Source organism: Actinoplanes lutulentus (assembly GCF_003259845.1).
Taxonomy (GTDB): Bacteria; Actinomycetota; Actinomycetes; order Mycobacteriales; family Micromonosporaceae; genus Actinoplanes; species Actinoplanes lutulentus.
Window position 1 is genome coordinate 66,999 of record NZ_QLMJ01000012.1, and the last position, 13,772, is coordinate 80,770.

14 protein-coding genes and 1 pseudogene are annotated in these 13,772 nt (G+C 70.3%); 12 read left to right on the forward strand and 3 right to left on the reverse strand.

Annotated features, from left to right (window positions below):
• Positions 1 to 7 precede the first annotated feature (7 nt).
• From B0I29_RS24495 to B0I29_RS24505, 3 genes are read right to left on the reverse strand one after another with little or no spacing between them, the layout of a single operon-like run.
• Positions 8 to 715, reverse strand: a complete 708-nt coding sequence (locus B0I29_RS24495) for a nucleotidyltransferase domain-containing protein (RefSeq protein ID WP_111651409.1) — start codon at positions 713 to 715, stop codon at positions 8 to 10.
• Positions 716 to 734: 19 nt separating this feature from the next.
• Positions 735 to 1,160 (reverse strand): ferritin-like domain-containing protein, encoded by a 426-nt coding sequence (locus tag B0I29_RS24500; protein WP_111651410.1) that lies wholly within the window; start codon positions 1,158 to 1,160, stop codon positions 735 to 737.
• A 10-nt stretch (positions 1,161 to 1,170) separates the two neighbouring features.
• Entirely contained in the window at positions 1,171 to 1,650 is a 480-nt protein-coding gene (locus B0I29_RS24505; protein ID WP_245972718.1) for a hypothetical protein, read from the reverse strand.
• Between the two features lie 194 nt (positions 1,651 to 1,844).
• Between B0I29_RS24505 and rimP the strand changes: the two genes are divergently transcribed.
• The 12 genes and pseudogenes from rimP to B0I29_RS24560 all read left to right on the forward strand — a co-directional run bounded on the left by rimP (position 1,845) and on the right by B0I29_RS24560 (position 13,687).
• A complete protein-coding gene (gene rimP, locus B0I29_RS24510) occupies positions 1,845 to 2,465 on the forward strand; it encodes a ribosome maturation factor RimP (RefSeq protein ID WP_111651411.1) in 621 nt (206 codons plus the stop codon).
• Positions 2,462 to 3,478, forward strand: coding sequence for a transcription termination factor NusA (gene nusA, locus B0I29_RS24515; RefSeq protein WP_111651412.1), 1,017 nt, complete (start codon positions 2,462 to 2,464; stop codon positions 3,476 to 3,478). The genes rimP and nusA overlap by 4 nt, the downstream gene beginning before the upstream one ends.
• Positions 3,479 to 3,515: 37 nt before the next feature.
• Positions 3,516 to 3,842 carry a YlxR family protein gene (locus tag B0I29_RS24520; protein ID WP_111651413.1) on the forward strand — a complete coding sequence of 109 codons (327 nt, stop codon included), beginning with the start codon at positions 3,516 to 3,518 and terminating at the stop codon, positions 3,840 to 3,842.
• A 107-nt stretch (positions 3,843 to 3,949) separates the two neighbouring features.
• Positions 3,950 to 4,100: pseudogene (locus B0I29_RS47835) on the forward strand (translation initiation factor IF-2 N-terminal domain-containing protein); the annotation flags it as partial.
• Positions 4,101 to 4,207: 107 nt separating this feature from the next.
• Positions 4,208 to 7,057, forward strand: a complete 2,850-nt coding sequence (gene infB / locus B0I29_RS24525; protein ID WP_375790599.1) for a translation initiation factor IF-2 — start codon at positions 4,208 to 4,210, stop codon at positions 7,055 to 7,057.
• 100 nt (positions 7,058 to 7,157) lie between these two features.
• Complete coding sequence (locus B0I29_RS24530; RefSeq protein WP_111651415.1) at positions 7,158 to 8,183, forward strand: TRM11 family SAM-dependent methyltransferase; 1,026 nt, start codon at positions 7,158 to 7,160, stop codon at positions 8,181 to 8,183.
• 33 nt (positions 8,184 to 8,216) lie between these two features.
• Positions 8,217 to 8,510: a DUF503 domain-containing protein gene (locus tag B0I29_RS24535; RefSeq protein ID WP_111651416.1), complete on the forward strand. Its 294-nt coding sequence runs from the start codon at positions 8,217 to 8,219 to the stop codon at positions 8,508 to 8,510.
• Between the two features lie 74 nt (positions 8,511 to 8,584).
• Positions 8,585 to 9,043, forward strand: coding sequence for a 30S ribosome-binding factor RbfA (gene rbfA, locus B0I29_RS24540; protein ID WP_111651417.1), 459 nt, complete (start codon positions 8,585 to 8,587; stop codon positions 9,041 to 9,043).
• On the forward strand, positions 9,040 to 10,044 hold the full coding sequence (locus B0I29_RS24545; RefSeq protein WP_111651418.1) for a DHH family phosphoesterase: 1,005 nt from the start codon (positions 9,040 to 9,042) through the stop codon (positions 10,042 to 10,044). The genes rbfA and B0I29_RS24545 overlap by 4 nt, the downstream gene beginning before the upstream one ends.
• Positions 10,045 to 10,496: 452 nt before the next feature.
• Entirely contained in the window at positions 10,497 to 11,816 is a 1,320-nt protein-coding gene (locus tag B0I29_RS24550) for an MATE family efflux transporter (RefSeq protein WP_111651419.1), read from the forward strand.
• A 9-nt stretch (positions 11,817 to 11,825) separates the two neighbouring features.
• Entirely contained in the window at positions 11,826 to 12,707 is an 882-nt protein-coding gene (gene truB, locus B0I29_RS24555; protein WP_111651420.1) for a tRNA pseudouridine(55) synthase TruB, read from the forward strand.
• Positions 12,708 to 12,754: 47 nt separating this feature from the next.
• The gene (locus B0I29_RS24560) at positions 12,755 to 13,687 is read left to right on the forward strand and encodes a bifunctional riboflavin kinase/FAD synthetase (protein WP_111651599.1); all 933 of its coding nucleotides are present in this window, start codon (positions 12,755 to 12,757) and stop codon (positions 13,685 to 13,687) included.
• Positions 13,688 to 13,772 lie beyond the last annotated feature (85 nt).

The window sequence follows — 13,772 nt, forward strand, 5'->3', positions numbered from 1 at the left end:
GGGACGCTCAGTCGAAGAGCTCGCCCAGCGTCCCGTCGACCGGGCGGCCCCGGGCGGCCAGCTCCTCGGCCTGGTAATTCAGGATCGCGTCGAGTTCCTGCATGTCGGCCATCGCGACGCCGGTGTGTTTCACCGCGTCCGCCTCGTTGCGAAAGTACGTCCTGGTCAGCAGGCCGGCGACGAGCGCCGCGTGCACCCGGGCCTTGGCCATCAGGACCATCGCGGCGTCCGTGTCGTGCCACTGGGTGAGCCGGACCGCGCGGGCGTGCGCGTTGCTCGCCAGGGCCCAGTTGTGGCGGGCCAGCCGGGTGAACTCGGCCGGGCGGGACTCGGACAGTAGCGTCAGGTGGGCCTCGCGCTGGTCGGCGAACCACTCGTGCGGGTCGTGGAGCGGCAGGGTCGTCAGATATCCGTCCGCCACCAGCGGCCAGCTCGGGGTGAGAACCCGGGCCAGGCCCAGACCGTCCTCGGCGGTGACCACGGCCAACGAGACGCGGACGCCCTCGACCTTGCGGCGGGTCGGTTTCGGGCCGGTCTTCGGGCGATATGTGACCACCACCACGTTCACGTCGCTGGATTCGACGTCGTCGCCGTGTGCGACCGAACCGCGGACGCCGATGGCCTGGACCTCGGCCGGCCACCGTTGCTGGACGACGTCACGGAGGCGGATCGCGAGCGACCCGCGGACTGAGGTGGTGTCGAGCTCGCCGATCACCGCCCCATTCTCCAGACTTTTAGCCCGGACGTCCGGGGAAAGCCATGGTCAGCGGCGTCGTGCCGGAATATTTGCGCCAGGCCGTCGCGCGGACCGCGGAATCGGTCATTGCCGACAGGGCGGCGTTGCGCTGGCTCTGCTCGGTGACCGGCAGCACGGCCCGCCACGCCTGGGCCACACCGTCCTCGATGTGTACGGCCAGCTTCAGTGCGCTCGCCCGGTCGGTCACCTCGAACGGCAGGGCGTACCCGGCAGGTGCGGGCGCGGCGCTGGCCTTCAGTTCGGCGATCCGGTCCACCAGGTAGTCGCGGCGCTGCCGGTGCACCTGCTCGCTGTCCCGGGCACCCTTCACCTCGCGCTCCTTGGTGAGGTGCACGCCGATCAGCCCGTACGCGTAGATGGCCGCTTCCTCGGCGGCGAGCGCGGCGGTCAACTGTTCCTTCACGGCAATCCTCTCAGCGCAGCGCGCTCGCGTGGGTGGCCCGGCAGGCGGCGATCGATCCGACGAGGGCCGCGCGGTCCGCCGGTGCGGCCAGGCACGCGGCGATGGCCGTTGTCTGCGCGTCCTGCTCGGACTTGCGCAGCTGGGCCAGCGTCTCGTCGGCGGACCCGGCCGGCGGGGCGGCGGACGCGACCGGCGCAGCGGCGCCCGACGGCAGCACCGTGCCGATCAGCGTGGCCAGCGCGGCGGCGTGCGCCCGGTGGTCCTCGGCGAGCGGGGTGAGCTGCTCGGCCAGGGTGGCCTGAGCCTGGATCGCCAGGTCGTACGCGGCGGCCATGGCCAGCGCCTCGTCGAGGATCGGTTGCAGCGGGTCGGGGGCCGGCTCGGGCTCCGGCTCGTCGTCGAAGAGGCCACAGCCGGCCAGCGTGGCCGCCGCCACGATCGCGCCGGTCGCGGTCAGTATCCGCCGGCGTGTGTGTACCGAATCGCTCATCCGCACCGGGCCAGTCAACACCATCGGATCGAAGGCCTCCGGCACGGCCCGTTGACCTGCACGCGGGGTGGAATCGGAGCGGCGGCGCTCCGGCCGGGGTCCCGGCACGTTACGCTCTGCGTCAGCTGCGGGGCCGATTGCTGCCCGGCGGCATATAGTCGTTCCAGCACGAAGCTAGTGAGAGGTCGAGCCCGATGACGCAGCGTGGTCGCGCCGGGGCCCGGCCCGGTGGGCACCCTGGTAGCCGCCGTACCAGGCCGGAAGCCGAAACCCGTACCCCTGCTGTTCCCCGCGTCGATCTGACCGCGGCGCGTGCCCGGGTCCGTGAGGTGATCGAGCCGGTGGTCGCCACCTCCGGTTACGACCTGGAGGACGTGCATCTGTCCCGGGCGGGTCGCCGGTTCGTGCTGCGGGTTCTGGTGGACAACGACGGTGGCATCAGCCTGGACGATGTGGCGGTCATCTCCCGGGCGATCTCCGACGCGCTCGACACGGCCGACGAGGCCGGCGGCGAGGTGCTGCCGGGGGAGTACCAGCTGGAGGTCGGCTCGCCCGGTGTGGACCGGCCGCTGACCGAGCCCCGGCACTGGCGCCGCAACACCGGCCGCCTGGTCGCGGTGAACGGACTTACCGGGCGGGTGCTCTCGACCGATGACAAAGGTGTGGCGCTGGACGTGGACGGCAAGACCCGTGAGCTGGCCTGGGCCGAGCTCGGGTCGGGCAAGGTCCAGATCGAGTTCAAGCGCATGGACGAAGCCGAATTCGGCGACGTAGAAGACGACGACGAAGAAGACGAAGGGGAGGGCGAGGAATGAACATCGACCTCGCGGCGCTGCGCGCCCTGGAGCGCGAGCGGGAGATCCCGTTCGACACCATTCTTGCGGCCATCGAGACCGCACTGCTGACCGCTTACCGGCACACCGACGGCGCGGAAGGTCACGCCCGAGTGGAGATCGACCGCAAGAGCGGTGTGGCCTCCGTGCTGGCACAGGAGCTCGACGCGGACGGCACCGTCGTCCGTGAGTACGACGACACCCCGCACGACTTCGGCCGGATCGCCGCGATGACCGCGAAGCAGGTCATCCTGCAGCGCCTTCGCGAGGCGACCGACGAGCAGCACTTCGGCGAGTACGCCGGACGCGACGGCGACCTGGTCACCGGTGTGGTGCAGGCCGACGCGGCCCGTGCCGAGAAGGGCATCGTGATCGTCGACCTGGGCAAGCTCGAGGCGGTTCTGCCGCAGTCCGAGCAGGTTCCGGGCGAGCGGTACGAGCACGGCTCCCGGATCCGCAGCATCGTGGTGCACGTGGCGAAAGGCTTCCGCGGCCCGCAGATCACCCTGTCCCGGTCCCACCCGGCCCTGGTGAAGAAGTTGTTCGCCCTCGAGGTGCCGGAAATCGCGGACGGGACCGTGGAGATCGCCGCGATCGCCCGTGAGTCGGGTCACCGCACCAAGATCGCGGTCCGTTCCACGGTCTCCGGCGTGAATGCCAAGGGTGCGTGCATCGGCCCGATGGGCCAGCGGGTCCGGGCCGTGATGAGCGAGCTGCACGGCGAGAAGATCGACATCATCGACTGGTCGGATGACCCGGCCCAGTTCGTCGGCAACGCGCTCTCGCCGGCGAAGGCGCTGCGGGTCGAGGTGGTCGACGCGGCCACCCGTACGGCTCGGGTCACCGTGCCGGACTTCCAGCTCTCGCTGGCGATCGGGCGGGAAGGTCAGAACGCCCGGCTGGCCGCCCGGCTGACCGGTTGGCGCATCGACATCCGGCCGGACAACGAGCCCACCGGAGTGTCCGACCGGCCCGCGGCAGGGGCGGGGAACTGACCGGATACGCGTTCGCTGCGAACGAGGGGTAGACTCGGTGACGGTCGGCCCGACGCGAACCTGCGTCGGCTGTCGTAATCGCGCGCCGGCCGCATCATTGCTGCGGTTCGTCGCGGTCGGATCCGGGGGAGACCTTCGGCTTCTACCCGATCCGGGCCGCCGACTGTCGGGACGGGGAGCGCATCTGCATCCCGTTCCGGCCTGCTTCGAGCAGGCAGAGCGGCGTCGCGCCTTCGGGCGTGCGCTACGTCTCACCGGTGTTGCTGACACCGAGTTGCTTGCCGAGCACATCCGTTCGGTCTCCGTGCCGTTCGGACCCACCGATGACGAGGCGTCGGCGTCTCGTCACGACCCAGCAAGGTAGGACGACCCAGATGAGCACACGATGAAGTCCCTGAAATGACCAGGCTTCTAGTGCACGAGTGAGGTCTGTGCGGGTACTGCTCGCACGACCTCGAAGTGAGGAGTGCAGTGCCAGGCAAGGCCCGCGTTCACGAGCTCGCCAAAGAGCTCGGGGTCGACAGCAAGACCGTGCTCGCCACGTTGAAAGAAATGGGCGAGTTCGTCAAATCTGCGTCCAGCACCGTCGAGGCCCCGGTGGCCCGTCGGCTTCGTGGCGCCCTCGAGGCAGGTGGCGCCGTTCCGGCTTCGCCTTCGTCGCCGGCGTCCGGTCCCTCCGCGTCCAGCGCGCCGGGTGCCCCTGGTGGCAACCCGCGCCCGGGCCCGCCGATGGGGCGGCCTCAGCCGCCGCGTCGTCCCGGCCCGCCGCAGGGTGGCGCTCCCAGCGTCGCCCCGACTTCGCCGGCACCCTCGCCCGGGCAGTTCGCCCGGCCGAAGCCGGCTCCCGGCCGTCCCGGCCCGACACCCGGTCCGGTCACCAAGCCGGCCAGTGCGCACGACATCGAGGTGGCCGCCGCCGAGGCGCGCGCCTCGGCGTTGAAGGCTGAGCAGGAAGCGGCCGTCAAGGCGGCTCAGGCTGCTCAGGCCGCACGTGCCCGTGACGCCGAGCGCCGGCCTCCGGCCGACGGTGGCGCGTCTCGTGGCACCGGCCCCGGCCCGCGTCCGGGTCCCGGCATGGTTCCGCCGCGTCCGGGTTCGCCCGCGGCCGGTCGTAACCCCAACCAGGGCGGCGCTCCTGGTGGACCGCGTCCCGGCCCTGCCGGTGGCGCACCTCGTCCGCCGGCGCGTGGTCCCGGTAACAACCCGTTCGGCGTCTCCGGTGGCGCGGCTGCAGGCCGTCCGTCCCCGGCTTCGATGCCGCGTCCCAACCAGCCCGGCATGCCGCCGCGGCCCAGCCCTGCTTCGATGCCGCCGCGGCCTAGCCCCGCGTCGATGCCGGCGCAGCGTCCGGGTCGTCCGGCCGGTCCCGGTGGCGGCGCTGGCCGTCCCGGCGGTCCCGGTGGCGGCGCTGGTCGTCCCGGCGGTCCCGGTGGCGGCGGTGGCGGCTACCGCGGTGGCGGTGGCGGTGCCGGCGGTGGCTTCCGTCCTGGTGGCGGTGGCGGCGCTGGTGGCGGCTTCCGTCCCGGTGGTGGCGGCGGCGCTGGTGGCGGCTTCCGTCCCGGTGGTCCCGGTGGCGGCGGCGGTGGCCCGGTCGGCGCAGGCGCTCCCGGACGTCCGGGTGGCGGCGGTGGCCGTGGTCGTGGCGGTGGCGCGGCGGGTGCCTTCGGGCGTCCCGGCGGCCGGCCGACTCGTGGCCGCAAGTCGAAGAAGCAGCGGCGTCAGGAGTTCGACAACCTCTCTGCTCCGCAGATGAGCTCGGGCGCCCCGCGCGGTAACGGCCAGGAGATCCGGCTGTCCCGCGGTGCGTCGCTGTCGGACTTCGCCGACAAGATCAACGCCAACCCGGGCTCGCTCGTCCAGGAGATGTTCAACCTGGGCGACATGGTGACCGCCACGCAGTCGGTGTCTGACGACACCCTCAAGCTGCTCGGCGTGCACCTGGGCTTCGAGGTTGTCATCGTCAGCCCCGAGGACGAGGACCGCGAGCTGCTCGCGCAGTTCGACATCGACCTCGACGCCGAGGTGGCGGAGGACCGTCTGGTCGTTCGTCCGCCGGTCGTGACCGTCATGGGTCACGTCGACCACGGTAAGACGAAGCTGCTCGACGCGATCCGCAAGACCAACGTTGTCGCCGGCGAGGCGGGTGGCATCACCCAGCACATCGGCGCCTACCAGGTCGTCGTCCCTCACCAGGGCGAAGACCGGGCGATCACCTTCATCGACACCCCGGGTCACGAGGCGTTCACCGCCATGCGTGCTCGTGGTGCGAAGGTGACCGACATCGTCATCCTCGTGGTCGCCGCCGACGACGGCGTCATGCCGCAGACGGTGGAGGCGCTCAACCACGCCAAGGCGGCCGACGTGCCGATCGTGGTCGCGGTGAACAAGGTCGACAAGCCGGACGCCAACCCGGACAAGGTCCGGCAGCAGCTGACCGACTACGGCCTGCTCGCTGAGGAGTACGGCGGCGACACCATGTTCGTGAACGTGGCCGCCAAGCCCGGCATCGGCATCGACGACCTCCTCGAGGCCGTCCTGCTGACCGCCGACGCGGCGCTCGAGCTGACCGCCCCGATCGACGGCCCCGCACAGGGTGTCGCGGTCGAGGCTCACCTGGACAAGGGTCGCGGCGCTGTCGCCACCGTCCTGGTGCAGAAGGGCACGCTGCGTGCCGGCGACTCGATCGTGGCTGGTGGCGCGCATGGTCGCGTCCGGGCCATGCTCGACGAGAACGGCGCCCAGATCGCCGAGGCGGGTCCTGCCCGTCCGGTCCTGGTGCTCGGTCTCACCTCGGTTCCCAGCGCGGGCGACACGTTCCTCGCTGCCGAGGACGACCGCACGGTGCGTCAGATCGCCGAGCAGCGGCAGGCTCGCCGTCGTGCGGCGATGTTCGCGAACTCGCGTCGTCCGAAGTCGCTCGACGAGATGATGCGCGACATCAAGGAGGGCGAGAAGGCTTCGCTCACCTTGATCATCAAGGGTGACGGTTCCGGATCGGTGGAGGCCCTCGAAGAGGCGCTCTTCAACATCAAGATCCCGGACGAGGTGCAGCTCAAGGTCATCCACCGCGGTGTCGGTGCGATCACCGAGAGCGACGTCAACCTGGCGTCGGCGTCCTCGGAGCAGGTTGCCACGATCATCGGCTTCAACGTCCGGGCCTCGAACAAGGTCAAGGAAATGGCCGACCGCGCCGGCGTGGAGATCCGCTACTACAGCGTGATCTACCAGGCCATCGAGGAGATCGAGGCGGCCCTGAAGGGCCTGCTCAAGCCGGAGTACGAAGAGGTCGAGCTCGGCACGGCGGAGATCCGCGAGGTCTTCCGCTCGTCGAAGATCGGACTCATCGCCGGCTGTATCGTCCGGACGGGCCTGCTCAAGCGCAACGCCAAGGCGCGGATCCTGCGCGATGGCGTCGTGGTTGGCGACAACGTCACGATCAGCTCGCTGAAGCGGTTCAAGGACGACGCGACCGAGGTCCGCGAGGGCTTCGAGTGTGGTCTGACGCTCCAGGGTTACGGTTCGCCGCAGGTCGGCGACGTGATCGAGACCTTCGAAATGCGTGAGAAGGCGCGGGCGTAACACCCCGCGACGGACGGCCTCGGCGCGAAAGCGCCGGGGCCGTCCGTCTTTTCAGGGGTACGCGCGAATCAGGCTCAGCCGTCGTTGAAAGAATGGCACCATGTCCCGCTACGCCATGCTGCTCGCACCGTCCGCCAACCGTGTCTACGCCGACCAGGCGGCACGCATATCCCAGGCGGAGCTGGCCGGGTTCGCGCCGGTGCTCTCCTCCGGGATCGACGAGGTCGACGTGGCCGAGATCGGCGGCGTGGAGTACCTGACGTTCTCCGCCGAGCTGACCGAGCTCGACATCGCGTACCTCTCGAACCTCTCCTCGGCGTACGCCCTCTACGAACGGGTCGAGGACCTGCTGCGGCCGCTCATGCTCACCCCGCTGGCCCGGTATGACAGTGACCTGATCACCATCCCGAAGTACGCCGGCAAGACCAACGAGCAGTTCACCAAGCTCGTGCTGAACCTCACCCTGCTCGGCTCCGCCTTCGCCCGGCGGATGCTCGACGGCAACCTCACCGTCTTCGACCCGCTGTGCGGCCGCGGCACCACGCTCAACCAGGCCCTGATGTACGGATATGACGGCATCGGCGTGGAGATCGACGGCAAGGACGTCGAGGCGTACAAGCTGTTCCTGCAGACGTGGCTGAAGCGCAAGCGGCTCAAGCACACCGCCGACCTGGTCCCGGTGCGCCGGCAGGGCCGCCGGGCCGCCCGCCGGCTGGAGGTGACGATGGCCGCCAGCAAGGACGACCACAAGTCCGGCGCGGTGCAGAAGATCACCGTCTTGAACGCCGACACCACCGGGCTGGACGGCCTGATCAAGGGCAACGTCGCCGACCTGATCGTCACCGACCTGCCGTACGGCGTCGCCCACGGCAGTTACGACGAGGACGGCGGCGGCATCACCCGTCGCCCGCTGGACCTGCTGGAGCGCGCGGTGCCGGAGTGGCTGAAGCTGCTGCGCCCGGGCGGGGCGGTCGGGATCTCCTGGAACACCAAGGTCGCCAAGCGTGAGCTGGCCGAGGACATCCTGGTGGCGAACGGCCTGAAGCTGATCGATTACCAGCCGCTGTCGCACCGGGTGGACCAGGGCATCGAGCGTGACGTCGTGGTGGCCCGCAAATACAGCTGACGCCGATGGGGGTCCGGCGTACCCTGCTCGCTGATGTATATCGAGACCGCAGTCTTCGACCTGCTCCTGCCCGGTGACGCGCAATCGCTGAAGCAGAAGCGTTCCTACGTCCGCCCGATCATCGCGATGCTGAAGAAGTTCGAAGTCAGCGTCGCCGAGGTCGGTTTCCACGACCTGCACGGCCGTGCCCAGATCGGTGTGGCCGCGGTCGCGCCGGACCCGGCACAGGCCCGCAGCGTCGTCGACACCTGCGAGAACCAGGTGGCCGGCCGTCCCGAGATCGAGTTGCTCTCGGTGAAGCGACGGCTGTACGGGGACGACGACTGACCTAGGTAGGCTTGCTCGGTTAGGGCGGGATGGTGTTGACCGACCCGCGGGATAGACAGTCGGAGGTGGGCTAGATGGCGGATCCGGCCAAGACACGGAAGCACGCAGAGCGAATCCGTGAGCTGGTGGCGTCGCTGGTACGGGAGATCAAGGACCCGCGCCTCGGCATGGTGACGATCACGGATGCCCGGATCACCGGCGACCTGCGTGAGGCGACGGTCTTCTACACGGTTCTCGGCGACGTGGCCGAGCAGGCCTCGACGGCGGCGGCCCTGGAGAGCGCGAAAGGCATGCTGCGGACCCGGGTCGGTCACGCGCTGAGCCTGCGGCACTCGCCGAGCCTCGCGTTCGTCCTGGACAACGTGCTCGACACGGTCAAGGAGATCGACGACCTCCTGGAGCAGGCGCGCCACCGGGACGAAGAGGTCCAGCGGCTGGCAGCCGGCAAGGAGTACGCCGGCGAGGCCGACCCGTACAAGAGCGACGAGGACGAGGACGCCGAGTCGGTGGGTGCCGCCGAGGACAAGGGGTGAGTCCTTCCGCCGAGCAATGGGCCGCCGCTGTGGCGGCGGTCCGCTCGGCCGGCGCCGGCGACGAGGTCCTGCTGATCTGCCACGTGAACCCGGACGGGGACGCGCTGGGCAGCATGCTCGGCTTCGCCCTCGGATTGCGGCGGCTCGGATTCACCCGGATCCAGGCGACGTTCCCGGGCCAGTTCAGCATTCCGGACCCGTACGCTGGTCTGCCCGGTCTTGATCTTCTGGTGCCGGAGACGGACGCCTACGGTGACCCGGGCATGGTCATGGTCTTCGACGTGGCGAGCGAGTCCCGCCTCGGCGGGCTCGCCGGCCGGCTCGCGGCCGCGCCCCGCAGCGTCGTGCTGGACCACCACGCCTCCAACACCGGTTTCGGCCAGGTGCGCCTGGTGGACCCGCTGGCCGCGGCCACGTCGGTGGTGGCCGAGCAGCTGCTGAGCAGGCTCGACGTGCCGCTGGACGCCGAGATCGCCGAGTGCTTCTACGTGGCGCTGGCGACCGACACCGGCTCGTTCAAGTTCGACATGACCACGGTGGCGGTGCACGAGTTGGCGGCCCGGCTGATCGCGACCGGGATCCGTCCCGGCGAGATCTCCCGGCGGATCTTCGACAGCAAGCCGTTCGGCGCCATGAAACTGACCGGCGAGGTGCTGGGCCGCGCGGTGCTCGATCCGGCGGCGGCCGGCGGCCTCGGCATGGTCTGGACCTACGCGACGCTGAGTGACCTGGAGCGGTACTCCCAGCCGCCCTACGTGCTGGACACGCTGATCGACCCGGTCCGCTCGGTGGCCGAGGCGGATGTCTCGGTGCTGGTGAAGCAGGTCGGAACACGCGAGTGGTCGGTGTCACTGCGGAGCAAGGGCGCGGTTGATGTGAGTGGTGTGGCCATCTCCCAGGGCGGTGGCGGTCACCGGCTGGCGGCCGGTTTCACCGGTTTTGGGGAGCCGGATGACGTGGTGGCCACCGTGCGTCGCCTATTGGACGATTTCCTGAACTGATCGACGTTTGCGCAGTTGAATGGGGGTCACCCGAACGGGTGGCCCCCATCTTCGTTGTCCCGGATAGCGGGATCCACCCAACGGCCCGCCGGGTGAACGTTAGTTTGGGACCTGAACGGTGATTTGGTTTCACGCGGCTGACACCACCGCCTCTCCGTGAGACCTCGAGCCTCCCGGGTCCACCGACCCGGGCCGGCGTCATCTCCGCCAAGGACCCGGCGATCCCGGGCCGGCCCTCTTGTGACGCCTCGCTCGACCGATTCTGGGCGCCCGTCTCCGTGCGGCGCGCCCACACCCACCGTGTGGAAGGAAGCCCTCTCATGGCTGCCAAGCAGAAGCCCCAGCCCAAGCCCGCCGACGACGCCCGCGAGCAGGCTCGCCGCGCGCTCCAGGCCTCGCTGGACACTCGCCAGTAACCGCTCTTTTTCGTCGGGCGGGCATCATGGGCAACCATGAGCCCGCCTGTCGCGTCTGAACCCACCGCCACACCCCGGCGGATCGCCGCACTGGCGCTCCCCGCGCTCGTGGTGCTGGCCGCCGAGCCGCTCTATGTCCTGGTGGACACCGCTGTCGTCGGCCACCTCGGCCCGCTGGAGCTGGCCGCGATCGCCGTCGGCGGCACCGTGATGTCGGTGGCAGCCTGGTTCGGCACGCTGATGGCATATGGCACGACCGGCCGCGCCGCCCGCCGGTTCGGCGCCGGTGACCGTGCCGCCGCCGTGGCCGAAGGCGTGCAGGCGTCCTGGCTCGCGCTCGCCATGGGTCTGCTGCTCGCGCTGCTCGGCCTGGTCGGGGCCGGACCGGTGGCACACCTGCTGGCCGGCAACGAGCAGACCGCCGAGGCGGCTGCCGGCTGGATGCGGATCGCCGCGTTCGGCGCCCCCGGCCTGCTGCTCGCCGCGGCCGGGAACGGCTGGATGCGGGGCGTCCAGGAGACCCGGCGCCCACTGTGGATCGTGCTCGGCGCCAACGTGCTCTCCGCCGTGCTCTGCCCGGTGCTGGTCTATCCGCTCGGCCTCGGCCTGACCGGCTCGGCGATCGCCAACGTCACCGCGCAGACCGTGGGCGGCGGACTCTTCCTGGTGGCGCTGATCCGCGAGACCCGCGACCTGCGGCCGGTGCCCTCGATCATCGTGCGTCAGGTCGTTCTCGGCCGTGACCTGCTGATCCGTGGTGCGGCCTTCCAGGCGTGCTTCCTCTCCGCCACCGCCGTGGCGTCCCGGTTCGGCATCGCGGCCGTCGGCGCCCACCAGATCGGGTTGCAGCTCTGGTTCTTCGCGGCGCTCGCCCTGGACGCGGTGGCGATCGCCGCGCAGTCCCTGGTCGGCGCGGCACTCGGCGCCGGCGACGCGGACCAGGCCCGGGACGTGGCCCGCCGGGTGACGGTGGCCGGCGGTGTGGCGGCGGTGGTCTTCGCGGCACTGGCGGCGGCCGGGGCGCCGGTGATTCCGGGCTGGTTCACGCCGGACCCGGCCGTGCACGACCAGGCGATGATCATCTGGCCGTGGTTCGTCGGGCTGCTCCCGTTCGCCGGCGTGGTCTACGCCCTGGACGGGGTCCTGATCGGAGCGGGGGATGTGGCTTTTCTGCGTACCGTCACGATCCTCTCGGCGGTGCTCGGGTTCCTGCCGGCGATCTGGCTGGCGTACGCGCTGGACCTGGGCCTCGGCGGGGTGTGGGCCGGCCTTGGTCTGTTCACCCTGATCCGATTCGTCACTCTTGTCTGGCGGTGGCGGTCACCACGATGGGTCGTGGTCGGTGCCACCCGCTAGGGTTTTGCGGTGAACGTGGACGGACTCATCGTGGTGGACAAGCCGGCCGGCATGACGTCGCATGACGTCGTCGCCCGGATCCGGCGGCTGGCGAAGACCCGGCGGGTCGGGCACGGAGGGACGCTGGACCCGATGGCCACCGGCGTGCTGATCATCGGGGTCAACAAGGCGACTCGCCTGCTTACCTACGTGATCGGCGCCTCGAAAAGCTATGCCGGGACGATCCGTCTGGGACAGACGACGATCACCGATGACGCCGAGGGTGAGGTTGTCGCGACCGTCCCCGCCGGGCATGTCGGAGACGACGCCATCAACGCGTTTCTGGCAACCCAGGTCGGCGAGATCAGCCAGGTGCCCAGCGCGGTCAGTGCCATCAAGATCAAGGGTGTCCGGTCCTACAAGCGCGTCCGGGACGGCGAGGCGGTGGAAATCCCCGCCCGGCAGATCACGATCTATCAGCTCGATGTCCTGGAGATTCGCCGCGACGGCGACGTCATCGATGTGGACATCGACGTGACCTGCTCCTCCGGCACCTACATCCGGGCCATCGCCCGTGACCTGGGCGCGGCGCTCGGCGTCGGCGGCCACCTCACGGCCCTGCGCCGGACCGCGGTCGGTGACATGACGCTTGACGCGGCGGCCACCCTGGCCGAGCTGGAGGAGCGCGCGCCGGACGTGGTCTCGCTCCCGATGGCCGAGGCGGCCCGCCGGGCGTTTCCGCAGCGCGTCGCCTCCGAGGAGGAGACCGGAGTCCTCCGGCACGGCGGTCCGCTGTCGCCTGCCGGCATCGAGGGGCCCTATGCGGTCTTCGATCCCGACGGCGTGCTCCTCGCGATCGTCAGCGAGCGTGACGGAAAGGCCAGGGCCGAGATCGTCCTGGCGCCCGCCTGAGTCGATACGCTGAGCCGGTAACGAAGAATCGACAGGGAGTGTTTTCGATGCAGCGGTGGCGGGGCTACGAGTCGGTCCCCGGTGGATGGGGTCGTTCGGTCGTGACGATCGGCGTCTTCGACGGCGTGCATCGCGGGCACCAGGCGATCATCGGGCACGCGGTGAAACGGGCACGCGACCTCGGCCTCCAGTCGGTCGTGGTGACCTTCGACCCGCACCCGGCCGAGGTGGTCCGCCCGGGCTCGCACCCGGCGGTGCTGACCGAGCCGGTCCGCAAGGCCGAGCTGATCGAGGAGCTCGGCGTCGACGCGCTCTGCGTGGTGCCGTTCACCCCGGCCTTCTCGCAGCAGACGCCGAACGCGTTCGTCCACGACGTGCTGGTCGAGGCCCTGCACACGGCCGTGGTCGTGGTGGGGGACAACTTCAGGTTCGGCCACAAGGCGGCCGGTGACGTCACGATGCTGGAGACGCTCGGCCGGACCTTCGGGTTCACCGTCGAGGACGCGCCGCTGGTCTCCGAGGACGGGCTGGTCTTCTCCTCGACGTACATCCGCAGCTGCGTCGACGCGGGGGACGTGCGGGCCGCGTCGGTCGCGCTGGGCCGGCCGCATCGGCTCTCCGGCGTGGTGGTCCGCGGTGACGCTCGTGGCCGGGAGCTCGGATTCCCCACCGCCAACCTGATGGTCCATCGGTACGCCGCTGTTCCGGCCGACGGCATCTACGCCGCCTGGCTCACCCGCACCGGGGAGAACGCCGGTCGCTGGGCCGCGAGTGTGTCGATCGGCACCAATCCGACTTTCTCCGGCCGGGAGCGCCGCGTCGAGGCGTACGTGCTGGATTTCTCCGGTGATCTGTACGGTGAGCGGCTCAGCCTCGATTTTGTCGCGCACCTCCGTGAGCAGCGAACATACGACGGAATCGAGCCGTTGATCGCCCAGATCCAGGCCGACGTCGAACAGACCCGGGTAATGCTCACGTGACCGGCTGGTAGTGTGGAATGGTCGTTGGAATATCCGACACCGGTCCCGCCTGCCTGCCCGACGCCGCGGGGCGCGGGGTAACCGT